The organism is Amycolatopsis aidingensis, from assembly GCF_018885265.1.
GTDB classification, from domain to species: domain Bacteria; phylum Actinomycetota; class Actinomycetes; order Mycobacteriales; family Pseudonocardiaceae; genus Amycolatopsis; species Amycolatopsis aidingensis.
The window spans coordinates 2414139-2438644 of record NZ_CP076538.1 but is presented as its reverse complement, the minus strand read 5'-3'; the positions used below and the strand labels follow the sequence as shown (position 1 = coordinate 2438644).

Here is a 24506-nt window from a genome sequence, read left to right as displayed (position 1 = left end):
CGCGGCACGCTATTCCACGTTCGCGTGCAGTCGCTGCCGACGAGCTTGGAACGCCACGATCACCTCAAGAACGGGAAGTTCCAGAGGTTGTCCATGAACACCGCGGGGTTCGGCATGGCGTTGTCGCGCTTCGAACGTTCGAAGACCTCATCCAGCTCGTCCGCCAGGCCGCTGTCGGCCCATTCCGGACTGATCCAGTAGTTCAAGTAGTATTTGTCAGCGAACATCGCAGCACGACCGGCAACGAAATCGGGGCGCTCGTTCGTGACATAGTCATAAAATACCGGTGATGAGTCGACGGGGTTCGTCGTTCCCGCCACCGGTTCACGGGAGATCAACACGACCAGGCCCAGGTTCTGCTCGTCCAGATACTCGGCATCGACGGTTCCGTGCGCCGTGGCGACCGTCCCGAGACCGGAGACATCGACAACACGCTGGTCGACGACATAGGGCAGAATTCCGGCGTCGCCGACCGCGATCGAACCTGGGGGCAACTGGGTCCGTTCGATGGCTTTCCCAATCGCCTCGTGCGCGTCGGCCAGCCGGTACCGGTAGGCCAGCAAGCTGGTCAGCTCCGAGGTAGAAGTGAAGCCGACCGTGGTGGCGAGTCCGATGGCGGCTATCGCCATGGGGACCCGCGTGTCCCGGGCGAAACCGACGATCACAGCAACCGCCACGACCCCGACGCCGACAATCATGGCTACACTTGACAGGGACTCGTGCCAGGCCACCACGGTCACCGTCGCGATCGCGACCGCAATCAAGCCGAACAGGCGACGGTAGAGCAAGCTGTCCGGGCCTGTCTGCGCCGGGCGGATGATGGGACGGCTCAGCACAACCAACACGACCGGGAACAGCAGCTGCCAGTAGAACCTGTGACCTGGATCCATCACCAGGTCGGACTTCTGGTACACACCCAGCACGACTGCCGCCGATACCGCCGCGAGCAACGCGGGTGTGGCGTCCCGCAGGATTTCCTGCGGCCGCTCGTGGCTGATCGCTACCTGACGGCGGTACAGCGTCGCCGCCACCGCGATGCCCAGCACGATGGGCAGCAGCAGCGGACCGATGACCAGCGCCAGATCCAGGATCTTCACGAACAAGGACTCGTCGTTCGCGGTCTTCTTGTAGTAAGTGTTCGGGAAGAACTGCCCGAAATACCACCAACGCGCGCACCAGTAGAGGCCCCAGCCGCCGAGCACCGAGACCGCACCGATCCAGTTGGCTCGGTTGCGGCGATCCAGCACGAGCGCCCAGGCGATAGCGACGAAGGCGAGCACAATGCCTTCTGGCCTGCTCACCGCGACGGCCGCGGCCACCAGGAAGCCGGCGGTTCCCAGCGACCCACGCCGGTACAGGATGGAGAACAGCAAACCAATCAGCAGAGCAAAGGATGCCGTCTCGAGGCCGAGGTACAACTGGACATAGAAGACCGGGCTGGCCAGCGCGACCGCCAGCAGCACGAACTCTTGGATCCGCGGCAGCCTCGCCCTGCGGACCACGAGCACGTAGCCGGCCACCATTGCTATCGACACGAGCTTGAAGAACAGTTCGGCCGAGATGCCGAGGACGGCCGGCACGATGGACAACGCGGCGTACAGCGGGTTGGTGTATGCCTCCACCAAGGGGCCCGTGCTGTTCCAGTTCCACACACCGGACTCGGCAAGGGTCTTACCGTAACGCCAGGTGATGAAGGAGTCATCCAGTGTCATCCGGATGAAAAGGAACGTCATCCCGGCACCGAGGAGCGCGAGCGCGATGTAAGCGTACCGCCACCCTTTGTGACTGGCGTTACCGGACTTGGTGCTCGATTCGCTGTCCGCTGCTGCACTGCGTGGCCTCAGGTCGGCGTCTGGCTGATCGGTCAGCTCAGGCGAAGACGACACAACGGTCCCTTCAGTAAACGGGCAGTGACCCCACTGCCGACGAGTTCGCTCGGAACCGGACAAGGTCCAGGACCGCGCACAGCATCAATGGCGGAGAACGGCTACGTAAGCCGGAACGATTCTAAGCCCACCACATGCAATGAATTCGCAGGGGTGGTCCAGCGCTGCGACACGGCAGGCCGGATGCTTCGTGGCGTCACGTTGCGCCAACATGGCCGGCCCTCGCGAACCACGAGGACCGGCCATGTGTTCGACCTGCACCGTCAGCCGTTTCGAACGGCCCTCCGGCTACCCCTCAACTGCGATGTTCCCATTGCTGGCTGGGGTTGTTCGCCACGCACCGGGCGATGACCAGCGGCGTACCCGGGTCGTTCGAACCCAGGTCAAGGCACTGACCGTTGTGGTTACGGATCGTGCCGTCGCCCGGCAGCCGCCATTGCTGGCTGGCCGCACCGATCCGGCACGCGGCCATCAGACCTTTGGAGCCCGGGTCGTTGTACCGAAGGTCCAGGCAGAGCCCGTTGTGGTTGCGGATGGTCCCGTCCTCCATCACACCCCAGCGCTGGCTGACGTGCGTCGGTCGGCAGTCCGTGGTCATCACGATGGTGCCGGGGTCGTTGTACCGGAGATCCGCGCACAGTCCGTTGTGATTGACGATGGAGCCGACCGCCGGAACCTTCCACTGCTGGCTCGTAGCCCCCGCGCGGCAGGTGTGGACCCCGACTTTCGTTCCCGGCGCATTCGAGCCGATATCCATGCACGACCCGGTTTCGTGAACGAACGTCCCATCACCGGGTCGCCGCCACTGCTGAGCCGGGTTCTCCGGTGCGCATTGCGCAATCTTCGCCGGGGACTCCGTCAGCTCCACGCAGAGACCGTTGTGGTTACGAACAGTGCCGTCGCCCGGCACCGACCACTGCTGACTGGGGTTGTCCGGGACACAGGTGGCGATGACCACCGGCGTTCCCGGGTCGTTCGAACCCAGGTCAAGGCACTGACCGTTGTGATTACGGATCGTCAGTCCCGTCGACTGCTCGTCGATCCAGCCGGCGAGGTCGTCCACCCTGGCCGCGGTCGCGCCGTCCCGGGTCTCGGTCTCGCCGAGGCAACCATGCTGCCAGGAAGCCACACCAACAGCGACCAGCTCCGGGCCGGCCGCACCGTTGCGGACGACAGGAGCGCCGGCGTCTCCCTTACACGCGCTGGCCTCGGCGTTGATACCCACAGTGGTATCGGCCACCGAACTCACGGTGAAATCCGCCGCCTGAACCTGATCCGGTACCCACTCGGTCGAGGTCCGGCCGTAGCCGGTCAACCGCAGCGTCTCACCTTCGGTAGCGCCCGCGCCGATCCCGATCGCGCCGACCGTAGTGACCGGATAAGCCAGCTTCGCCAGCACTAGGTCACGACTCTCCTGCGGGACCAACTCGGTCACCGCGACGACCTGCCCGGTGCCGCTGGACAGATCGGGCCTGCCGATCGTCGCCGTGCTCGGTTCTGCGGGCGGTCCTGCTTGCGAATCACCGAAGCAGGAACCGGCGGTCACCACCCACTGCGGTGCGACCAACGCCCCGGTACAGCTACGCCCCTCAGTATCGACCTTCACCGTGAACGGCGAGCTGCCATCCGTAACCGGTGACCCTCCCGCGACCGCATGCGCGGGCGCAGTGACCATCAGTCCGGCCCCCAAAATACCCGCGGCCAGCCCGAACATACGACTCGAACGCCCCACAAACGGCATAAATGATCTTTCCCTTTGCTTACGCATCGGCACGTATTTCTAGAAGTGTGGCAGGCCCATTGTCAGGATCGTCACCTTCACCAATGGGCGTCCAGCCGTTCCTCGAAACATCGTAGGTTTCGATTCGATCTCGATTTGTCACGGTGACTTCAATAGAGTGATCGTCACCCTTGGCACCGTATACTTCCGGGACCTCCAGAGCGAGGTAGCCACCTTGTGGTGCAATACTAAAGCAGAAACGCCCCTTACTTCTGCTCCAGACTTCCATAAGCTCATTACTGTCGTCGCATTCAACCAAAAGGATGCGCCCATCACCACGCTTCAAGGTAATGCCACGCTCTTCGAGAATTTGATCGGCACCGGGGTACTCGTAGTCCTCCACAATGCCGGGCTGCCCGCCCTCCGGCGCAGCACCCGAGGCAACCTGGTCAACATCCTCCGACGCAGCTCCCGTGACGGCGACCAGACCGCCCAAAACCACCGCACAGACCGCACCCACGAGCGCAGGTCGAAGCCATGAATGTACTGACGTCAACCGCCGACCTCCCCTTCAATACTTTGGTATTGCGCTGTTCAGCGCACCGGATTCAGCCACCTACCATACTGGCAAGCAAGCCGACACTAGATGTCGAAGAACGTCGAGACAACCAGAAAATCAACCGAGTGAGACTCATCTCACAGTCTATGAAACAATGTAACAGATAGAGTCGCAGACTAGATGATTGACTGCGAACCCTTGAAAGCTTACTTCCGTCCAACACGCCACGCGAAATGTATAACGAGCGAGGGGAATTATGCTGGCTGGCGCTTCCAGAAACCGGGCCTGTATGGCGTTGCTCCTCATGGTGGCGCTGGTCGCGGGACTGATGGGATCACCGCCCACGGCTCGAGCTGTGCCTGCCACCGATGACACAGAGGAAACAGCTGACCGTGGCCGTGTCTTGGAACTGTGGAAGTCCGGTGGTCCCGCGATACGGGCTGCTGCCGAGGACGCCCTGGTCGGTTCAGACGACGCGGTCCGACAGTTTCTGGACAGCGGGCAGCAGGTTGCCAGCGAGCATGATAATCGGATCCGGGTGCTGCGACTCCTGGCCAACGGTGGACGAGGCGTCAAGGACGCCGCCCAAGAGGCGTTGAACGGGCCCGTCGAGGGGTTACCGACGTTCCTCGAGTCGGGGTGGCAGGGTCCGTGGGAGCACGACCTACGAGTCCGGGTCTTCCAGATCATGGCCGCCGGCGAGCGTGGAGTGAAGGAGGCCGCGCAGGAAGCTCTCGACGGCACCGTCGAGGACCTGTGGAAGTTCGTGCGTACCGGCCAGCACGAGGCACGCGAGCACGACCTACGGGTGCGAACTTTCCAGTTGCTCTCCAGCGGTGGGCCGGAGGTACGGAAGGCTGCGGAGAGGGCACTAGACGGCACTGTCGAGGACCTTCGGTACTTCATCGAGACCGGACAACACGTCGCGCGGGAACGAGACGAAGAAACCGCCACCGTCACCGGTCTGGCCGCCGTTGCCAAGGAGGCCGGGCAACGAGCGGCAGCACAGACCGAGGCGGCCAAGCAGGCGACCGAACGAGCCCTGCACGCGGCGGAGCTGGCTAAGCAAGCCGCCCAGCGGGCTGCTGCGGAAACTGCCGCCGCCAAGGACGACGCCACGCAGGCCGCCGCGGCGGCTGGACGCGCCGCGAACGCAGCCGAACGAGCCGCGCAAGCCGCTCAGGAAGCGATCGGAGCGGCCAACGCCGCCAACCGCGCCGCCCGCATAGCGGCCAACGCCGCCGCCCGCGCCTCCACCGCAGCCTCCCTGGCCAACCAAGCGGCCAGCCGCGCCTACCGTGCCGCCTCCGCCGCCGCCAACGACGCCACCAAGGCCTCCGCAGCCCGCCAAGCCGCGGTCAACGCCCGCAACATAGCCACCAGCGCCCGCCAAGCCGCGGACGCCGCCAAAGCCGTCGGCGATGCCGCACGTACGGCAGGCGACGCGGCGCGCGCGGCTATCAGCGCCAGCAACAACGCCGCAGCGGCCGGGCAAGCCGCGCACGAAGCCGGAAGTCACGCCGCCGCAGCAGGCGCTCAGGCCGACCGCGCCCGTGCCGCAGCGGCCCGCGCCAACCAGGCTGCCGCCCGCGCCACCCGCGCGGCCAACGCGGTCGACGCCCTGGCTCGCGAGGCGGAGCGCGCGGCCACCGAGGCACACGCCGCGGCCAACCGCGCCGCAGACCATGCCGAGGCAGCCGCGCAAGCGGCCGATGAAGCCGCCGAACACGCAGGCGATGCCGAACGCGCGGCCCAAGCCGCGGCCGCACACGCCGCGGCGGCCAAAGAAGCAGCGCAGGAAGCCACGGCCGCAGCCAACCAAGCCCGCGAGGTCGAGCAAGCAGCTCGCGACGCCGAAGCGGAACGGCTGGCCACCCAGACCGAAGAGGCCATCGAAGCCGCCAAACAACTACGCACCGAGTATAAGAACCGCAAATCCGACATCGCCTGGGACACCGAAGAAGCCGCCCGTCGCGACGAAGAGGCACAACGCCTACTCGCCGAGGCCAGGCAGCCCGACACCCCGAAGGCCACCGTCGTAGCCAACGGCCGACGAGCCGCAATACATATCCTCACCACAGGCGGCCAGTGGAGCCAGACCGCCGCCGAAACCGCACTCACCGGCACCCCAGAACAGGTCATCCAGTTCGTCCATACGGACCTCGCGCTCGCCACAGAGCAGGACGATCGTTCTCGTGTTGCTGCTATCGCCGACAAGGGTCAGCCCGAGGCCCTTGCCGAAGCGGCGGAGGCGGCCCTGTCGGGCACCGCCGAGCAGATACGGACGTTCCTTCGAACGCAGGACTATGAAGGCCGCGAACACGACGACCGCATCGCAATCCTTCGAATACTCGGCGACGATCCCGGGCCTGCCGTACGTGACGCCGCCAATGCGGCACTAGACGGCACCTCCGCCGACCAACGTGAGTTCCTGCGTACCGAACAATACGAGGCGCGGGAACACGACCGACGCATCGCCGTTCTCCAAGCGGTCTCCTCCGGTGGTCCGGAGGAGAAAGCAGCAGCCCAGATCGCCCTGGAAGGGCCGCCGGAGATGCTGAACGAGTTCCTCCAAGTGGGTAAACATCGCGCCGAACAACGCGATCAGGCGACCGCATCGCATGTGGCGACTGTCCAGCGCTACGTTGCTCAGGCAGCTCAGTCGGCGGCTGCCGCCAACGAGGACGCCGCAATCGCTGCTGAGAACGCCGCTATCGCCCGCGAAGCGGCCGACGAAGCCGCCCAGCACGCCGAGCGAGCACGGCAGTTCGCCAATGAAGCGCAAGGCTACGCGGAGCAAGCACGCACGTCTGCGCAGCGAGCCCAAGAATTCGCCAACCAGGCCGCCGAGTCAGCTCGACAAGCGCGTGCCGCCGCTGCTTCGGCCCGAGAAGATGCACGGCAGGCAGCTAACTCCGCCGTCCAAGCTCGCATATCGGCTACCGAGGCCAGTGACTACGCCGACATGGCGTACGCGTCGGCAGAACGGGCTCAAGCTTCCGCTGCCGCGGCCGGTAAGGACGCCAGAGCCGCAGCGGAAGCCGCTACTGAGGCGCTTCGGTCCGCGATACGCCTTCAGGAAGAAGAGGACAACGCGGCCCGCGACGCTCAGGACGAGAACAATGAGATCTCGTCGAACATGGCCGAGTACGACAACTCCACGCTACTTATTTCCTTTCAAGGAAAATGCTACATTAACGGGGTTGAACTTCCAGCGAAAATCGGAACCGGATCGTGCAGCTCCCTGGCCCACGATTTCGATATTTGGCTCGGCGAATGGGCTTCAAATATTAGTTGGCACACGCTGAAAGGTCGCCAAGACGCCGCCAAGATACTTCTTCGAGAATACTGCACGGACCACCCAGTCGCCTGCGGACCCGACCTACGTTCCCAGCTTTCGACCATCGGCGAATTCGTGTCGGTCCGCTTCACGGAAAGCGGCATAGGATCCAGCCTGTCGCGAATGCTGGGTAGACTCCTCGGAACAGCCAGTAAGGTACCGAGCATCTCTCAGCTCTCGCGAAGCCTGAGCAGGATCGGCGACTTCGCCAACGAAGCAGCCGCGTTCCGGCACTACGCCAAACACGTAAAGGGTGTAGTCTTGAAGCCTAATGGCAAGTATGGACTGAAGGAGGGTGGAGCAGACATGGCCGAGTTCGGCAGCTACGCCGAGTATCGTGCCGCGGCACGATCCTTCATGGGCAACAGCAAGCCAGGAGGAGCCCTGGAGGGAATCAGATCAGACGGGAACCTGGTGAGGGTCGATCCAACGACAGGCTACTTCGGAGTACGGTCACAAGACGGAGTTATCAGAACTTTTTTTCGACCTGACGATCCGATGAATTACTTCAGAAGTCAGTTTTAGCCAAATGAGAGACACTCGTAGCTTTGTGCAGAACTTTCAGAGGGTCTTTACCGAAAAAGGATGGAAAATCCTAACACCGAACCAAATTATAAATAGCTGGAGTCAATTTGTAGAATTTTGCGAAGAAGGTTACATCGACAACATTGAAGAATACGATCACGATCTGACGGTACGAAACAGAATTGAGCACTTACTCAGCGACCAGGAGCTGAACGCGCACGAGGAGATGGAATGGTTCCGGTCAGCAGTAACAGAGATCGATGACCGATTCAGGTTGCTACTACAGGATTCGCCGCTTCCATCCCGGACAAGTAGACCCTGGTGGGAGGCCCATGCACCGCGCTATGCGGGCAGTGAACTAGCCGCGGACTTTCGTGCGCGGTATGGCGTGAAGGTCCAGGAAGTCGCTTGAGATGTCGGGCTACGGCAGACTACCGGCTGCGTGATCTGCGGATGACGGCGAGCAGGACCAGCAACACCGCCACACCGGCAGCGACCGGGACGATCCGCTTGGCCACGGACTTGCCCGCGTAGTCGAACAGGTCGATCACATCGGCATCACTGCGTTCCTCAGCGGCCGGAGGTGTGGTTTCCTCAGCGGCCGGGGTTTCCGGTTCGGGCTGCGCGGAGGCGGCACCCAGCTTCTCGCCGAGGCAGGACGCGAAGTCGTCCAGGATCTTGCCGCCCACCTCGGCGATCATGCCGCGGCCGAACTGGGCGGGCTTGCCGGTGACGCTGAGGTCGGTCACCACTGAGCCCTTGGTGGAGCCGCCGTCGCCGGTGAGCGTGACGGTGACCGTGGCCTTCGCCGTCCCCGCCCCGCGCGCGTCCTTGCCCGAGGCGGTGATCACCACCTTGCGCGCCTGCTCGTCCTGCTCAACGAACTCCCCGGATCCTTTGTACAGCAAGGAGACCGGTCCGAGCTTGACCTTCACGGTGCCGCGGAAGGTGTCCCCGTCGGCCTCGGCGAGCGTGGCGCCCGGCATGCATGGGGCCACCCGCTCCGGGTCCAGCACCGCCCGCCATACCTCGTCGATACCCGCTGGCACGGTGAACTCATGCTCGAGCTGCACGGACCGGTCTCCTCTCTGCTGTCTGCGGGCTCAGGCGGTGACCGCGGCGGTGACCGCGCGGCCGGTCAACACCGTGGCGAGGTGCCTGCGGTAGTCGGCGTCCGCGTTGGCGTCGCTGGCCGGGCTGGTGCCCTCGGTGGCGTGCGCGGCCGCGGCCCGGATCGACTCGGCGGTGGCAGGTCGGCCCACCAGCGCCTCCTCCACCGCCCGGGCCCGCACCGGAACCGAGGCCATGTTGGTCAGCGCCACCCGTGCCTCGGCGATGGCGTCGCCCTCGGTACGGATCGCCGCCGCCACGGCCACCATGGACCAGGCCTGCGCCACCCGGTTGAACTTCTCGTAGTGCGCGTGCCAGCCGGTGTGCTTCGGCACCCGTACCTCGGCCAGGATCTCGCCGGGGGCGAGTGCCGTGGTGAAGAAATCCTGGAAGAAGTCGCCTGCCGGGACGGTGCGGCGGCCGTCCATCCCGTGGATCACCATCTCCGCGTCCAGCGCCAGTGCCGGGGCCAGCAGGTCGCCGGCCGGATCGGCATGCGCAAGCGAACCGCCGAAGGTGCCGCGGTGGCGTACCTGCGGGTCGGCCACGGTGTCGGTCGCCCTGGCCAGCAGCGCGGCGTGCTCGGCGACCAGCGGATCACGCTGCACGTCGTAGTGCGTGGTCATGGCGCCGATCACCAAAGCGTCCCCTTCCTCGCGGACCCCGCGCAGCTCGGGGATCCGGCCGAGGTCGATCAGCTTGCCGGGATCGGCCAGCCGCATGCGCAGTACCGGCAGCAGGCTCTGGCCGCCGGCGAGGACCTTGGCGTCCTCGCCGGCCTCGGCGAGCGCGCGCACCGCATCGTCCACTGTGGACGGTGCCACGTAGTCGAAGGCCGCGGGGATCATCGGGCACCTCCCTGAGCACTGCGGATGGCCGACCACACCCGCATCGGTGAGCAGGGCATCTCCACATCGGAGACGCCGAGATGGCGTAGCGCGTCCACGACCGCGTTCACCACCGCCGGGGTGGAGGCGATCGTGCCTGCCTCCCCGACCCCCTTCACGCCCAGCGGGTTCGTGGTGGACGGGGTCTCGGTGCGGTCGGTGGTGAACGACGGCAGGTCCGCGGCCGAGGGCACAAGGTAGTCGGCGAAGCTGCCGGTGGTCAGTGTGCCGCTCTCGTCGTAGGTCGCCTCCTCGAACAGCGCCTGCGCGATGCCCTGGGCGAGGCCGCCGTGCACCTGCCCCTCCACGATCAGCGGGTTGACCACCGCGCCGACATCGTCGACACAGACATAGGACCGCAGCCGCACCTGCCCGGTCTCGGTGTCCACCTCCGCCGCGCACAGGTGCGTCCCATGCGGGAAGGAGAAGTTCTCCGGGTCGTAGGTGACCTCGGAGTCCAGCGAGGGCTCAACGCCGTCCGGCAGATCGTGCGCGGTGAACACCGCGGTGGCCACGTCGGTGAGCGCGGTCGCGGACTCGGTGCCGCGCACGGTGAACCTGCCCTCGGCGAACTCCAGATCGTCCGGCGAGCACTCCATCATGTGCGCGGCGATCACCCGCGCCTTCTCGATCACCTTCTCCGCAGCCTTGACCACGGCGATCCCGCCCACGGCCAGCGACCGCGAGCCATAGGTGTCCAGGCCCTTGTGCGAGGAATGGGTGTCCCCGTGCAGGATCTCGATGTCGTCGAAGGGCACTCCGAGCCGGTCGGCCACGATCTGGCTCCACGCGGTCTCGTGCCCCTGCCCGTGCGCCGAGGCCCCGGTCACCACCTCGACCTTGCCGAAGGGCAGCATCCGGATGGCCGCGTGCTCCCAGCCACCGGCTCCGTAGGACAGCGAGCCGAGCACCCTGGACGGCGCCAGCCCGCACATCTCGGTGTAGGTCGAGATACCGATGCCGAGCTGGACCGGGTCCCCGGAGGCGCGCCGCCGCTCCTGCTCACGGCGCAGGCCCTCGTAGTCGAACAGTTCCCTGGCCCGCGCGGTGGCCGCCTCGTAGTTGCCCGAGTCGTAGGTCAGCGTGGCGACCGTGGTGTAGGGGAACTCCTCGTGCTTGATCCAGTTCTTCTCCCGCAGCTCCATCGGGTCCATGCCCAGTTCCGCGGCCAGCTCGTCCATCATCCGCTCGATCGCGAAGGTCGCCTCCGGGCGGCCCGCGCCGCGGTAGGCGTCGGTGAGCGTGGTGTTGGTGAACACGTTGGTGCAGGCGAACCGGTAGGCCGGGATCTTGTAGATCGCGTTGAACATGAACGCGCCGAGGATCGGCACGCCAGGGCCGACCAGGCCGAGATAGGCGCCCATATCGGCGAGCAGTTCCACCTTGAGCCCGGTGATCCGGCCGTCCCGGGTGGCGGAGACGGTGAGGTCCTGTACCTGGTCCCGGCCGTGATGGGCGGTGACCATGGCGTCCGAGCGCGACTCGGTCCATTTCACCGGCCTGCCCAGCTTCTGCGCCACGATCAGCGCGGTCATCTCCTCCGGCAGCACCGCGATCTTGCCGCCGAAGCCGCCGCCGACGTCCGGTGCGATCACCCGCAGCTTGTGCTCGGGGATGCCCAGCGTGGCCGCGGACATGGTCTTCAGGATGTGCGGGATCTGGGTAGCCGACCACATGGTGAGCTGCGGCCCGGTCGGGTCGACCACGCAGGAACGTGGCTCCATGAAGGAGGGCACCAGCCGCTGCTGCCGGAACCGCCGGTGCAGGGTGACCTCCGCCTCGGCGATGGCCTGCTCGACGTCGCCGCCGGAACCCGCCTCGCCGGAGTCGAACACCCACAGCGCGTTGCGGTTGGTACCGAGTTCCTCGTGCACCAGCGGGGCGCCCTCGGCGAGGGCGTCCTCCATGCCGAGCACGACCGGCAGCTCGTCGTAGTCGACCTCAATGGCCTCCAGCGCGTCCTGCGCCTCGTAGGCGCTGCGCGCGACCACGACGGCCACGCCCTCACCGGCGAAGTTCACCGTGTCGGCGGCGAGCACGGGGCGCCTGGGGTGCTTCATGTCCTCGGTGATCGGCCACGCGCAGGGCATCCCGATCTGGCCCTCCGGGTCGAGGTCGGCCGCGGTGTAGACGGCGATGACCCCGGGCAGCTCCCTGGCCGCGGAGACGTCAAGGGAGGTGATCCTCGCGTGCGCCAGCGGGCTGCGCAGCACCGCGAGGTGCAGCATGCCGGGCAACGCGATGTTGTCGGTCCAGCGGGTACGCCCGGTGATCAGCCTGGCGTCCTCCTTGCGCAGCCGTGCCCTGCCTACCTCGGGTTCGATGGTGGAGGTCATCACTCCCCACCCCCGCCAACGCTGGTCGCGGTCCTGCTGGTGGTGTCGGCGGTCTCGTCCTCGACCCGCTCGGCCTCGGGACCGGCGCCCGGCCGCATGTGGTGCGCGGCATCCCGCACGGCACGCACGATGTTCTGGTAGCCGGTGCAGCGGCAGAGGTTGCCCTCCAGGCCCTCGCGGACCGCCCGCTCGTCCGGGTCCGGGTTGTCGGCGAGCAGGTCGATCGACTGCATGATCATGCCCGGGGTGCAGAACCCGCACTGCAGGGCGTGGTTGTCGTGGAACGCCTGCTGTACCGGGTGCAGCTCGCCGTCCTGGGCCAGCCCCTCGATCGTGCGAACCTCGCAGCCGTCCGCCTGGACCGCGAGCACCGAGCAGGACTTGACGCTGTGCCCGTCCAGGTGAACCGTGCAGGCGCCGCAGTTGCTGGTGTCGCAGCCGACCACGGTACCGACCTTGCCGAGCCGTTCCCGCAGGTAGTGCACCAGCAGCAGGCGTGGCTCGACCTCATCTGTGTAGCTCGTTCCGTCGACGGTGACGGTGATGCGCATGAAGGCCTCCGGTGGTGGAACTGGCGGTGATCGGGCTCACATCGAGCGTGCTCCTTCTACCGCGCTCGGACAACCCCCTGGCCGGTGATCAGCCACCTGCCGGCCAACTCAGGTGCGGGAACGGCAAACTCACGTGCGTGGGGAGCAAACTCGCGTACGCAGACGGCAAACTCGCGCGCGTGGAGGGCAAACACGACGACGTGGGCGGCAAACACGCCGGTCAGCCGTGGATGCGGCCCTCGGTGTCGGTGAGCCTGCGGCCACCACCGCCCCAGCGCAGGGCGATGACCTCGGCGGCGATGGACACCGCGGTCTCCTCCGGGGTGCGGGCGCCGAGGTCCAGGCCGATCGGCGAGGACAACTTCTTCAGCTCCGCCTCGGTGAGGCCGGCCTCGCGCAGCCTGGCCAGCCGGTCCTCGTGGGTCCGGCGGGAACCCATCGCCCCGACGTAACCGAGTTCCAGGCGCAACGCCACCTCCAGCAGCGGCACGTCGAACTTGGGGTCGTGGGTGAGCACGGTGACCACGGTGCGCTGGTTCAGCCTGCCCGCCTCGGCCTCGGCGGCCAGGTAGCGGTGCGGCCAGTCCACCACCACCTCATCGGCCTCGGGGAACCGGGCGGAGGTGGCGAACACCGGGCGGGCGTCGCAGACCGTCACCTGGTAACCGAGGTAGGCCCCCATCCTGGCCATCGCCGCCGCGAAGTCGATCGCGCCGAACACCAGCAGCCGCGGCCGCGGCTCGAAGGAGTTGACGAACACCGCCATTCCCTCGCCGCGCCGCTGCCCGTCCGGGCCGTAGTGCAGCAGCCCGGTGCGGCCGCCTGCCAGCAGGCCACGCGCGTCGTCGGCAACCGCGTCCTCGGCGCGGGCCGAGCCGAGGCCACCGGCCACCCGGTCCGGCCAGACGATCATCCGGCGCCCCACCCACTCGGGTTGCGGGTGCTCGACCACGGTGACCACGGCGACCGGCTCCCCGCCGCGCACGGACTCCACCACCGCGGGCAGTTCCGGCATCGAGTCGGCGTCAATGTGCTCGACGTAGACGTCGATGATGCCGCCGCAGGTCAGGCCGACCGCGAAGGCATCGTCATCGCTCACCCCGAACCGCTGCAGCACCGGGGTCCGCTCGGCCACCGCCTGCTGGGCCAGCTCGTAGACCGCGCCCTCCACGCATCCGCCGGAGACGCTGCCGGTGACCGCGCCGTCCGCCCCGACCAGCATCGCGGCCCCTGGCGCGCGGGGCGCCGAGGAGAAGGTCGACACCACCGTGCCCAGTCCCACGGTCTCGCCCGCCGACCAGCGCCGGTGCAGTTCCTCCAGCACGTCATGCATCACGGATCTCCCCGAGCAGTCGTTCCAGGGTGGCCAGGCTGTGCCCGGCCAGCAGCCGGTCCAGCCACGGCAGGACGGCCGCGATGCCGGACTGCACCGGAGCGTAACCCGGTTTGCCCGCATGCGGATTCACCCAGAACACCGCATGCGCCAGCCTGCGCAGCGCGGCGACCTGCTCGCCGAGCAGGTCCGCCCCGCCCCGTTCCCAGCCGTCGGAGCACAACACGACCACCGCGCCCCTTGCCAGGCCGCGCCGCCCCCACCTGCCGAGAAAGACGCGCAGGTTCTCCCCCAGTCGGGTGCCACCGGCGAAGTCGGCCACCGCGCGGGAGGCCGCCAGCATCGCCCGCTCAGGGTCCCGCTGGCGCAGCTGGCGGGACACCCTGGTCAGCCGGGTGCCGAGGGTGAAGACCTCGACGGTGGCCGGGGCCGCGCGTTGCAGCACGTGAGCGAAGCGCAGCAACGCGTCGGCGTACGGGGTCATCGAGCCGGACACGTCGATCAGCAGCACCACCCTGCGGGGCCGGAGGCCCCTGCTGCGGTAGGCCAGTCGAGCGGGCTCGCCGCCCCCGGCCAGCATCGCGCGCAGGGTGCGGGCCGGGTCCAGCCGCCCGCGCCGGGAGGACCGCAGCCGCGGCGACCGCCGCACCGGCATCCGGGGCCGCAACAGGGCCAGCAGCTCCCGCAGGTGCGCCCGCTCCGCCTCGGTCAGCTCGCCGAGGTCGCGGGTGCGCAGCACCTCGGTATCGGCGGCCGCGACCCGCAGTGGCTCGCCCGGCTCCCCGGCGGCCGCATCGCCGTCGCCGTCCGGCGAGACCAGCGCGGCCATGGTCGCCTGCCGCGGCCGGGGTGCATAGGCCACCCGCCCGCCGGGCGACTCCGGGCCGAACCAGGCGGCGAAGGCCGTGTCATAGCGCGGCAGGTCGTCGGGATCGGCGCAGAGGGTGAGCCTGCCTGCCCAGTACAGCTGCCCGGGATCGGCGAGGTCGAGGCACTCCGCCGCGGCGAGATAGGCCCGCACCCGGCGGGCGTCGCAGGGCAGCCCGGCCGTGCGTAACGCGGCGGCGAACCCCACGAGGCCGGGAACGGGGTCGACGATATGCGCGGGCATGCATTCATTGTGCGCCCGCTCAGGCGCCGCACCGCAGCGCGAGCAGCGCCATATCGTCGTGGGCCGCCCCGGCCAGGTGCTCGACGACCCGCTCCTCCACGGCCGCGCACACCCGTTCCGGCTCCGCGCCGGCATAACCGGGCAGCAGCTCACGCAACCGTTCCAGGCCGAAGAAGCCCTCCGGGCCGCGAGCCTCGTAGATGCCGTCGGTGAAGAACAACATCAGGTCACCGGCCTCGAGCGTGCAGGTGGTTTCCTCGTAGGACAGGTCCGGCAGCACCCCGGACAGCGTCCCGCCGAGCTCGGTCTCCTCGATCCGGCCGTCGGCCCGCAGCACGATCGGCGCCGGGTGTCCGGCGATGGCCAGCGTCACCTCCGCCCGGCCACGCACCGGATCCGGCCGCAGCCGGGCGCAGACCACGGTCACGAACCGGTCCGAGTCACCCTCGTACAGCACATCGTTGAGGGCGGCGAGCACGGCCGACGGCGAGCGGTCGAAGTGTGCGGCGGTGCGGATGGTCTGCCGGGCCCTGCCGGTCAGCACGGCGGCGTCCACCCCCTTGCCGCAGACGTCGCCGATGACAAGGGACCAGTCGTCTCCCGCGCCGTGCAGATCGTAGAAGTCCCCGCCGATATCCAGATGTGCGAAGGCCGAGCGGCAACGCGCCGCCACTCGCACCCCGGCGACCTCGGGCAGCCGCGGCGGCCGCAGGCTGGCCTGCAGCACCGTGGCCACCTCGGCGCGCTGCTCATGCGTACGAACCGCGTCCAGGGTGAACTCCGCCCGGCGGGCGAACTCCTCGGCGAGCGCCAGTTCGGGTTCGGCGTAACGTCGCCCGCCCGCGCGGACCAGCACCAGCGCGCCGCCGCAGGATCCGAGCGAGGCGCCGAGCACCTCGGCCGGCAGCAACGCGGCCACCTGCCTGCGCAAGGACTCGTCCGGGATCGCCATGGCCAGTCCGGTGTGCTTGCCAGCCTCGGGCAGCCGCTCGGCCCGTCGCAGGCGGTGGATCCGGTTCAGCCAGGCGGCGACCTCCTCGGGCGGACCGGGGCGCAGCGGACCGGTGCGGGTGCCGTCCGAGGCATGCGCGAACAAGGTGGTTGAACCGCCGTCCCGGACCGCGAGCATCGCCCAGTCGGCGAGATAGGGCACGGCCAGCTGCAACAGCGCCTGGATGGTGCGACGGGCATGCGGCGGCTGCGTCCGGTCCTCGACCCCGTCCGGTCCGACCTCCTGCCCCTTGGGGGCGTTGCCGAGCACCACATCCGTCCTCTCGCTCCGCTCCGCATGGCACGCCGACCGTGCCCGTCGACCTTACGTGGCGGACGCCGCACCGACCAGACGCCGGCCGGGCTCAGCGGCGGAACTCCGCCCACACCTGCTTTCCCGGCGCACCGCCCGCCCCACGGGTGTAGCCCCACCGGGTGGCAAGGGCGCGCACCAGCCGCAACCCGTGGCCACCCGGTCGGGGTGGCACGGTCTGCTCGCGCAGCACCGGGCGGCCGGGGCCTCCGTCGCGGACCCGCACCACGACCTGCGCACTCACGCATTCCAGCTCCAGGATGGCCGGGGCGGAGCCGTGTTTGATCGCGTTCGTGACCAGTTCGGAGACGACCTGCACGATGTCACCGGCCAGCTCCTCCGGCACCCGGTGCCCGCGCAGGGTGGCAGTCGCCATCCGGCGGGCTACCGACGCCGAGCGCCGGTCAGCCGCGAACTCGATGGTAAGCGGCTGTTGCTCGCCTGCTGTTTCGCTGCTCACAGGCAGGAGCTACCCGCCAGGGAGCCTGGCCAATCATCCGCGAACCGGTGCGGTCGCCGGGATCGCCACGTTTGCCCGCGAACAACCCCGGGTATCCCCTGGCACGACGAGCCGAAGGGAAGGCGAGGGGTGAGACCGGTATGGCCGAGGTGGGCAGGCTGCCGCTGGTAGTCGCCGAACAATGGGACTGGCAGCTGCAGGCCGCGTGCCGTGGAGTGGACAGCGGCTTGTTCTTCCACACCGACAACGAGCGCGGCGTGGCAAGAGAACGGCGTGAGGAACGGGCCAAGGCGATCTGCTCCCAGTGCCCGGTACTGCAGGAATGCCGCAGCCACGCCCTTTCGGTCGAGGAACCGTACGGGATCTGGGGCGGCCTCGGAGAATCGGAACGACGAGAACTGTTGCGGCAGCGGAGAAGGGCACGCCGGGCAGGACGCATCGGGTGAGCACAGGGCCGCAGGACGGCTCGGCTAAGGTCGTGTCCGCATACCCGATGCGGGTCGGTAAAGCTGAGGAGAGCCTCCATGAGCGTCCCTGGTCCGGATGCCCGTACGCCTGGCTTCCAGATCACCACCTCCGAGGTCGACGGCGGCTGGCAGGTGGCGGTGGCCGGTGAGCTCGACCTGCTCACCAGCCCGCGCCTGCAGGAGGCACTGAACTCGGTGATCGAGCAACAACGCCCTTCCAGGGTGCTGGCCGACCTCACCGGGGTCGGCTTTTTCGACTCCTCGGCGCTGAACGTGCTGCTGCAGATCGAGCGGCTGGCCACCGAGCAGGGGATCCCGATGACCGTGCTGGCCAGTGCGGCCGTCGAGCGCATCATCACCCTTGCCGGGGTCGCCGACCATCTCACCTGGACCCGCCCCGAGCCGTGAACGTGGCTTTCCGGACGTTCAGCGTCGCGAACGGCACTATCGGGACATCTGACGTCGCAAACGCCACGTTCAGAGCTTTCGGGGCTCCGGCGGGCGACCCTACTTAGCGGAGCAGGGTGTCCAGCCCGAAACGGGCACGGTCGAGGTCCTCGCTGTACTTCAGCACCGCGCCGAGGGTCGCGGCGGCCGAGGCCGCGTCGAGCTCGTCCCTGCCGAGCGCGAGCAGCGCGCGACCCCAGTCCAGCGACTCGGCGACCCCCGGCGGCTTGAGCAGTTCCAGCCCGCGCAGCCTGCGCACCGCCTCGGCGATCTGGCCCGCCAGCCGGTCGCCGATTCCGGGCAGCCTGCCGCGCAGGATCGCCACCTCCCGCGCCAGATCCGGATGCTCCAGCCAGTGGTAGAGGCAGCGGCGCTTGAGCGCGTCGTGCACCTCGCGAGTGCGATTCGAGGTGAGCACCACCAGCGGCGGGGTCCGCGCCCGCACCTCGCCGAACTCCGGGATGGTCACCGCGTTCTCGTCCAGCAGCTCCAGCAGGAAGGCCTCGAACTCGTCGTCCGCCCGGTCGATCTCGTCCACCAGCAGTACGCAGGGGGCGGAAGTCAGCGCCCGCAACAACGGCCGGGCCAGCAGGAAACGCTCGGTGTAGAGGGAGCGCTCGGCCGCGTCCACATCCAGCGCGCCATCGCCAGCGGCCTCCAGCGCCCGCAGGTGCAGCAGCTGGCGCGGGAAGTCCCACTCGTACAGCGCCTGCGCAGCGTCGATGCCCTCGTGGCACTGCAGGCGGATCAGGGGCAAACCGAGACCTTCGGCGAGCGCGACGGCGAGTGCGGTCTTACCGGTGCCCGGTTCCCCCTCGCAGAACAGCGGCCGCCGCATCCGCAGCGCCAGGAAGGCGGCGGTGGCCACCCCGACGTCGGCGAAGTAGCCGGTGCGCTCCAGCAGGCCGGCGAGCGTTTCCGGGGAGCCGGGAGATGCCGAGGAGCCCATCCCCTCACTCTACGACGCCAAGATCGGCCCGCGTGTCCACATCGGTGCCGCTGCCGAGGTCCGCGCATTCCACCAGGCGCAGGTCCGGCCGGGTGGCCAGCCAGTCCCGCGCCCCGCGGTCGCCTTCCGCCTCCGCGGCGACCTCGGCCCACCAGCGGCGTCCCAGCAGCACAGGGTGGCCGGGGCTGCCCCGGTAGCAGGCCCTGGCCACGGCCGAGGGTCCGGCGTACCCGGCCAGCCTTGCCACCACCCCGGCCGGGACCCACGGCAGGTCGACCAGATGCACCAGCACCGCCTCTGGCGGCTGGGCCAGGCCGTCGAACGAGCCCAGCCCGGCACGCAACGAGGCACCCATCCCGCTGCCCCAGTCCGGGGCGTGCACCGCGACCGCCGTAGCGGGCAGCAGCTCCCGCACGGCCTCCGCCCGCGCGCCGAGCACCACGTGCACGGGATCGCAGCCGCCCCCGGTGAGCGTGCGCAGGGCACGCAGCACGAACGGCTCGCCGTCCACCTCGGCCAGTGCCTTCGGGCCACCGAACCGCCGCCCCTGGCCCGCGGCCAGCAGCAGGCCGGCCACCCTCATCGGCTCGCCTGGGCCGCCATGGTGACCGCCAGGTCGGCCTCGATCAGCTTGCAGGTGTCCAGCAGTGCGGGCAGCGTGTCGCCGCGCAGCGTCTCCGGCGAGGTACGACCGGCGTGGGTGGACACGTTCACCGCGGCGACCACCTGCCCGCCGCGGTCGCGCACCGGTGCGGCCACCGAGCGCAGCCCCTCCTCCAGCTCCTGGTCGACCAGCGCCCATCCCTGCTCGCGCACCCTGGCCAGCTCGGCACGCAGCGCCGGGGCCGAGGTCAGCGTGTGCGAGGTGAGCCGGTCCAGCCGGGCCTGCTCGAGGTACCGGGCCAGCTCGGGTTCCGGAAGGCCTGCCAGCAGCACATGCCCCATCGAGGTGGCATGTGCCGGGAAGCGGGTGCCCACGTTGATGGTGACGGCCATGATCCGGGACACCGCGACCCTGGCAACGTAGACGATGTCGGTGCCCTCCAGCACCGAGACGGAGCAGGACTCGTGCACCTCGGCGGAGAGCCGTTCCAGGTGCGGCTGGGCCACCTCGGGCAGGGAGAGGCTGGACAGGTATGCGTAGCCGAGCTCGAGCACCCGCGCGGTCAGCGAGAAGTGCTTCCCGTCGGTGCGGACGTAGCCAAGGTCGGCGAGGGTGAGCAGGAACCGGCGGGCGGCCGCCCTGGTGAGGCCGGTCGACCTGGCCACCTCACTCAGGGTGAGCTGCGGGGAGCCCGCGTTGAACGCCCGGATGACCGCAAGTCCCCGCTCGAGCGACTGCACGTGGTGTGCGCCGCGGGCCGCGGCGATGTCGGGGTCCTGCTCCTCCTCGTCCATAACGTGACTCTAGCCGGGGTCCTGCTCGGGCTCGCGACGGCGCGCGGCCGGTTCACCCAGCTCGCCCAGCGTCCGGTTGGCCACGCCGAAGGCACTGTTCGCGGCCGGCACACCCGCGTACACGGCGGTGTGCAGCAGCACCTCGGCGATCTCCTCGGGGCTCAGTCCATTCTGCACAGCCGCCCGCACGTGCATCGCGAGCTCGTCCTCGCAGCGCAACGCGGTGAGCAGGGCAAGGGTGATACAGCTGCGGGTGCGCCGGTCCAGCCCCGGCCGGGTCCACACCGAACCCCAGGCGGCCTGCGTGATGTACTCCTGGAACGGCGCGGTGAACTCGGTGGTGCCCGCGAGGGCACGGTCCACATGCTCATCACCGAGGACCTCGCGGCGCACGTTCATCCCGGCCTGGTGGCGGTCCGTCACGGTCAGCTCGCTCCCTTGAGATGCTCGACGATCAGCTCGGTGAAACGCTCCTGCTGCTCCAGCGTGCCGAGGTGGGCGGCGCCGGGAACCAGGGCGAGCCGGGCTCCTGGCACCTCCCGCGCGATCAGCTCGGCGTGCTCCGGTGGCGTGGCCGGGTCCTGTTCCCCCGCGAGCACCAGCGTCGGGGCCGTGATCGCGGGCAACTCCGCAAGCAGGTCCATCCGCTCGATCGCGGCGCAGCAGGAGGCGTAGCCCTCGGCGGGTGTGGCCGCCACCATCTCCCGCAGGAAGGCCATCCGCTCCGGGTGCGCGCGGGCATGGGCCTCGGTGACCCAGCGCGCGACCACGGCCTCGGCCACCGCGCCGGTGCCGCGTTCCCGCACCGTTGCGGCGCGTTCGGCCCACATCCGTGGCGGGCCGAGCCGGGCCGAGGTGCAGCACAGGACCAGCGAGGACACCCTGGCAGGGGCATGCGCGGCCAGCCACATCCCGGTCATGCCGCCCAGCGAGATCCCGGCAAGGTGGGCGCGTTCGGCGCCGATCCGGTCCAGCAGCGCGAGCAGGTCCCCGCCGAGGTCGGCGATGGAGTACGGGCCGGGCGGGACCGGGGAGCCGCCGTGCCCGCGATGGTCGTAGCGCACCACCCGGTACCCGGCCGCCACCAGCGGCTGTACCTGTGGTTCCCACATCCGCAGGTCGCTGCCCAGTGACCCGCTCAGCACCACCACCTCGCCCTGCGGCGGGCCTTCGGCGCGGTGGTGCACCGCGACCGGGCCGGACGGCGCGGGAGACGGGCGCTCAGACATCGAAGAAGACCGTTTCGTCCTCGCCCTGCAACCGCACGTCGAACCGGTAGCCGTCCCCGGTGGGCACGGCGATCAGGGTGTGCCTGCGCTGCGCCGGAACACCGAGCAGCACCGGATCGGTGCGATGCTGATCCGCGTGTTCCGGGAAGTAGATCCTGGTCACCACCCGGTTCAGCAGGCCACGGGCGAACACCGAGACATCGATATGCGGGGCCTGTCCCGGCACCGCCCCCGGCAGCACGGTGCGGATGGCGTAGCTGCCATCCGGCTCGGTCGGGCAGCGGCCGAAGCCGCGGAACCCCGGCACCGCCCCGCGCGGGTCGTCCGGGTGATCGAAGCGCCCGTCCTGATCGGCCTGCCAGGTCTCCACCAGCGCGTCCGGCACCGGCTCGCCCGCGCCGTCGGAGACCACCCCGCGGATCCACACCGCGTCGGTGTCCTCGTCCGCGGTCACCGCGGGGCCGTCCGTCCACGGTAGGCCGATGGAAAGGAACGGCCCCACCGTCTGCGAAGGAGTGCTCCCGAGATTGGCGGTCACGTTTCCTCCTCGTCCTCGAACACCGAAGCCTCCCTGCCGCGCAGCACGATGTCGAACTCGAAGGCCAGCGCCCAGGACTCCACGGTGCGGCTCAGGTCGAACCGGGAGATCATCCGTTCCCGCGCCTTCGGGTCCGGCACCGAGTTGAAGATCGGGTCCTGGTCGAACAGCGGATCGTCCGGAAAGTACATCTGGGTGACCAGCCGCTGGGTGAAGGCCGAGCCGAACACCGAGAAATGGATATGCGCCGGCCGCCAGGCGTTGTCGTGATTGGCCCACGGGTAGGCGCCCGGTTTGACGGTGAGGAACTCGTAGCGGCCGTCCTCATCGGTCAGCGTACGGCCGACACCGTCGAAGTTGGGGTCCAGCGGCGCGGGCCAGCGGTCCCCGGTGTGCCGGTAACGGCCTGCCGCGTTGGCCTGCCAGATCTCCACCAGCGAGTTGCGTACCGGGCTGCCGTCCCCGTCCAGCAGCCTGCCGTGCACCAGGATCCGCTGCCCCACCGGCTCGCCCTCGCGCTGCCGAGTCAGGTCGTTGTCCTGCGGGCCGATCCGGCCAGGGCCCAGCAGCGGACCGGTGACCTCGGTGAGCCGCTGCGGCAACAGCACCAGTGGCTGCTTCGGATGCCGCAGGACCGTGGAACGGTACGCGGGCGAGTCCAGCGGCGGGTGGGTGCCTTCGGGGTCACGCCGGTAGGCGGGCAATGTCATGCGCTCACTCATGCGCTCACCTTCTTCAACTCACGCAGCACGCGCAGCTCCTGCTCGGTGGGCGCGGGGGTGACCGCGAGGTCCCCGGCCACCCGCAGCGGCCAGCCGGTGGCCGCGCGCACCTGGTCCGGTTCGACGCCGGGATGCAGCTCGGTGAGGGTCAGCTCGGCGGTCTCCGGATCCGGCCGCAGGACGCCAAGATCGGTGATCACCAGCGTGGGCCCCGCGCCGGGCAGGCCGAGCCGCCGCCGGTCCCCCTTGCCGTGGCCGTGCCCGAAGGAGGTCACGAAGTCGACCTCCTCGACGAAGGCGCGGGCACTCTGCCGCAGCACCACGAACACCTCGCGGCAGGAGGCCGCGATCTCCGGTGCGCCACCGGCGCCGGGCAGGCGCACCTTCGGGTCGGCGTACTCGCCGATCACCGTGGTGTTGATGTTGCCGAAGCGGTCCAGCTGGGCCGCGCCGAGGAAACCGACGTCGATCCGGCCCGGCTGCAACCAGTAGTTGAAGACCTCGGGCACGCTCACCACCGCGTCCGCGGTCTCCGCCAGCTCACCGTCCCCGATGGACAGTGGGAGGCGGGAAGGCTTGGCACCGAGGCAACCCGACTCGTAGACCAGGGTCAGGTTCGGCGCGTGCAGCCGGCGCGCCAGGTTGGCTGCGGTACTCGGCAGCCCGATCCCCACGAAGCACGAGCTGCCGTCCCGCAACGCCCGCGCCGCGGCCACACTCATCATCTCGTCCGTGGTGTAGTCGGCACTGTCAGGGGTGCTCATACCTCGGCTCCCAGCTCCTCCCGCAGCCACCGGCCGAACTCGGCGCGGTCCCTGCTGATCGCGTCCCAGGCCTGGTACGCCTCGTTGTCCCGGTCGTAGTAGTCCTGCGCGTAGGATGGCCGCGCCCCGAACGGAACCTCGGCGACCGCGGTCACCGCCCAGGCGGGCAGCACGATCGCCCCCGGCCGCGGCGGCAGCTCCGGCACGACCTCCTCCACGGTGACCAGCGCGCGGTGCGCCGCGAGCACGGCCTCCTTCTGCACCCCGGTGATTCCCCACAGCTGCACATTTCCCGCACGGTCGGCGCGCTGGGCATGCACGATGGCCACATCCGGGTTGAGCGCGGGCACGGCGGTCAGCCGCTCGCCGGTGAACGGGCAGGTGATCGGCTTGATCGTGCCGGTGTGCCCGGCAAGGTCGGTGCCGGTGTAGCCGCGCAGCACGGCGAACGGCAGCCCGGAGGCACCGGCCACGTACCGGTTGGCCATCCCGGCGTGGCTGTGCTCCTCGATCTCCAGCGGCACCGGCCAGGAGTGCTGTACGGCGTCCCGGAACCGGTGCAGCGAGCCGACCCCGGGGTTCCCGCCCCAGGAGAAGATCAGCTTGCCCGCGCAGCCCGCGCCGATCAGCTGGTCGTAGATGATGTCCGGGGTCATCCGCGCCAGGGTCAGGCCGGTGCGCCGCTGCCGGATGATCTCCTGCCCGGCAGCCACCGGGATCAGGTGGGTGAAGCCCTCCATCGCCACCGTGTCGCCGTCCCGCACCAGCTCGGCTACGGCCTCTCGCAAGCCGATGACCTCGGCCATGGTCACCTCGGTTCCGTCCGCAGTATCCGTGTCGCAACTAGTTCGCTATGCGCACATTAGTTCTC

Annotated in this window: 23 protein-coding genes; 3 read left to right on the top strand and 20 right to left on the bottom strand. The window is 68.9% G+C overall.

Annotated features, from left to right (window positions below; genetic code table 11):
- Positions 1-59: 59 nt before the first annotated feature.
- The 3 genes from KOI47_RS11605 to KOI47_RS11595 form a co-directional block, all read right to left on the bottom strand.
- Complete coding sequence (locus KOI47_RS11605) at positions 60-1733, bottom strand: hypothetical protein (RefSeq protein WP_216215985.1); 1674 nt, start codon at positions 1731-1733, stop codon at positions 60-62.
- A gap of 448 nt (positions 1734-2181) precedes the next feature.
- Positions 2182-3654 carry a ricin-type beta-trefoil lectin domain protein gene (locus KOI47_RS11600; protein WP_232376849.1) on the bottom strand — a complete coding sequence of 491 codons (1473 nt, stop codon included), beginning with the start codon at positions 3652-3654 and terminating at the stop codon, positions 2182-2184.
- On the bottom strand, positions 3647-4126 hold the full coding sequence (locus KOI47_RS11595) for a hypothetical protein (protein WP_216215983.1): 480 nt from the start codon (positions 4124-4126) through the stop codon (positions 3647-3649). The genes KOI47_RS11600 and KOI47_RS11595 overlap by 8 nt, the downstream gene beginning before the upstream one ends.
- Positions 4127-4568: 442 nt before the next feature.
- On the opposite strand from KOI47_RS11595, the gene KOI47_RS11590 reads away from it, so the two are divergent.
- Positions 4569-8030, top strand: a complete 3462-nt coding sequence (locus KOI47_RS11590) for an ALF repeat-containing protein (RefSeq protein WP_216215982.1) — start codon at positions 4569-4571, stop codon at positions 8028-8030.
- Positions 8031-8461: 431 nt separating this feature from the next.
- Here KOI47_RS11590 and KOI47_RS11585 read toward each other — a convergent pair whose 3' ends face one another.
- From KOI47_RS11585 to KOI47_RS11550, 8 genes are all read right to left on the bottom strand, one after another.
- Positions 8462-9103, bottom strand: a complete 642-nt coding sequence (locus KOI47_RS11585) for an SRPBCC family protein (protein ID WP_216215981.1) — start codon at positions 9101-9103, stop codon at positions 8462-8464.
- Between the two features lie 30 nt (positions 9104-9133).
- Complete coding sequence (locus KOI47_RS11580; protein ID WP_216215980.1) at positions 9134-9988, bottom strand: FAD binding domain-containing protein; 855 nt, start codon at positions 9986-9988, stop codon at positions 9134-9136.
- Positions 9985-12363, bottom strand: a complete 2379-nt coding sequence (locus KOI47_RS11575) for a xanthine dehydrogenase family protein molybdopterin-binding subunit (RefSeq protein WP_216215979.1) — start codon at positions 12361-12363, stop codon at positions 9985-9987. Before KOI47_RS11575 ends, KOI47_RS11580 begins: the two co-directional genes overlap by 4 nt.
- A complete protein-coding gene (locus tag KOI47_RS11570) occupies positions 12363-12914 on the bottom strand; it encodes a (2Fe-2S)-binding protein (protein WP_216215978.1) in 552 nt (183 codons plus the stop codon). Before KOI47_RS11570 ends, KOI47_RS11575 begins: the two co-directional genes overlap by 1 nt.
- Before the next feature lie 220 nt (positions 12915-13134).
- Positions 13135-14247 carry an XdhC family protein gene (locus KOI47_RS11565; protein WP_216215977.1) on the bottom strand — a complete coding sequence of 371 codons (1113 nt, stop codon included), beginning with the start codon at positions 14245-14247 and terminating at the stop codon, positions 13135-13137.
- Positions 14240-15358, bottom strand: a complete 1119-nt coding sequence (locus KOI47_RS11560; RefSeq protein ID WP_216215976.1) for a vWA domain-containing protein — start codon at positions 15356-15358, stop codon at positions 14240-14242. Before KOI47_RS11560 ends, KOI47_RS11565 begins: the two co-directional genes overlap by 8 nt.
- Positions 15359-15377: 19 nt before the next feature.
- A complete protein-coding gene (locus KOI47_RS11555; RefSeq protein ID WP_216215975.1) occupies positions 15378-16619 on the bottom strand; it encodes a PP2C family protein-serine/threonine phosphatase in 1242 nt (413 codons plus the stop codon).
- Positions 16620-16713: 94 nt separating this feature from the next.
- Positions 16714-17121, bottom strand: a complete 408-nt coding sequence (locus KOI47_RS11550; protein ID WP_216215974.1) for an ATP-binding protein — start codon at positions 17119-17121, stop codon at positions 16714-16716.
- 140 nt (positions 17122-17261) lie between these two features.
- On the opposite strand from KOI47_RS11550, the gene KOI47_RS11545 reads away from it, so the two are divergent.
- On the top strand, positions 17262-17567 hold the full coding sequence (locus KOI47_RS11545; protein WP_216215973.1) for a WhiB family transcriptional regulator: 306 nt from the start codon (positions 17262-17264) through the stop codon (positions 17565-17567).
- A gap of 78 nt (positions 17568-17645) precedes the next feature.
- A complete protein-coding gene (locus KOI47_RS11540; RefSeq protein ID WP_216215972.1) occupies positions 17646-17996 on the top strand; it encodes an STAS domain-containing protein in 351 nt (116 codons plus the stop codon).
- Positions 17997-18099: 103 nt separating this feature from the next.
- Here KOI47_RS11540 and KOI47_RS11535 read toward each other — a convergent pair whose 3' ends face one another.
- From KOI47_RS11535 to KOI47_RS11495, 9 genes are read right to left on the bottom strand one after another with little or no spacing between them, the layout of a single operon-like run.
- Complete coding sequence (locus KOI47_RS11535; protein ID WP_216215971.1) at positions 18100-18984, bottom strand: AAA family ATPase; 885 nt, start codon at positions 18982-18984, stop codon at positions 18100-18102.
- Positions 18985-18988: 4 nt separating this feature from the next.
- Positions 18989-19567, bottom strand: coding sequence for a nucleotidyltransferase family protein (locus KOI47_RS11530; RefSeq protein WP_216215970.1), 579 nt, complete (start codon positions 19565-19567; stop codon positions 18989-18991).
- Positions 19564-20382: an IclR family transcriptional regulator gene (locus tag KOI47_RS11525; protein ID WP_216215969.1), complete on the bottom strand. Its 819-nt coding sequence runs from the start codon at positions 20380-20382 to the stop codon at positions 19564-19566. The genes KOI47_RS11530 and KOI47_RS11525 overlap by 4 nt, the downstream gene beginning before the upstream one ends.
- Positions 20383-20391: 9 nt before the next feature.
- A complete protein-coding gene (gene pcaC, locus KOI47_RS11520; RefSeq protein WP_216215968.1) occupies positions 20392-20805 on the bottom strand; it encodes a 4-carboxymuconolactone decarboxylase in 414 nt (137 codons plus the stop codon).
- A 2-nt stretch (positions 20806-20807) separates the two neighbouring features.
- Positions 20808-21611, bottom strand: a complete 804-nt coding sequence (pcaD, locus tag KOI47_RS11515) for a 3-oxoadipate enol-lactonase (protein ID WP_216215967.1) — start codon at positions 21609-21611, stop codon at positions 20808-20810.
- Positions 21604-22149 carry a protocatechuate 3,4-dioxygenase subunit alpha gene (pcaG, locus tag KOI47_RS11510; RefSeq protein WP_216215966.1) on the bottom strand — a complete coding sequence of 182 codons (546 nt, stop codon included), beginning with the start codon at positions 22147-22149 and terminating at the stop codon, positions 21604-21606. Before pcaG ends, pcaD begins: the two co-directional genes overlap by 8 nt.
- The gene (gene pcaH / locus KOI47_RS11505; protein WP_232376691.1) at positions 22146-22871 is read right to left on the bottom strand and encodes a protocatechuate 3,4-dioxygenase subunit beta; all 726 of its coding nucleotides are present in this window, start codon (positions 22869-22871) and stop codon (positions 22146-22148) included. The genes pcaG and pcaH overlap by 4 nt, the downstream gene beginning before the upstream one ends.
- The gene (locus KOI47_RS11500) at positions 22868-23635 is read right to left on the bottom strand and encodes a CoA-transferase subunit beta (RefSeq protein ID WP_216215965.1); all 768 of its coding nucleotides are present in this window, start codon (positions 23633-23635) and stop codon (positions 22868-22870) included. Before KOI47_RS11500 ends, pcaH begins: the two co-directional genes overlap by 4 nt.
- Positions 23632-24441, bottom strand: coding sequence for a CoA transferase subunit A (locus KOI47_RS11495; RefSeq protein ID WP_216217246.1), 810 nt, complete (start codon positions 24439-24441; stop codon positions 23632-23634). The genes KOI47_RS11500 and KOI47_RS11495 overlap by 4 nt, the downstream gene beginning before the upstream one ends.
- Positions 24442-24506: the final 65 nt, after the last annotated feature.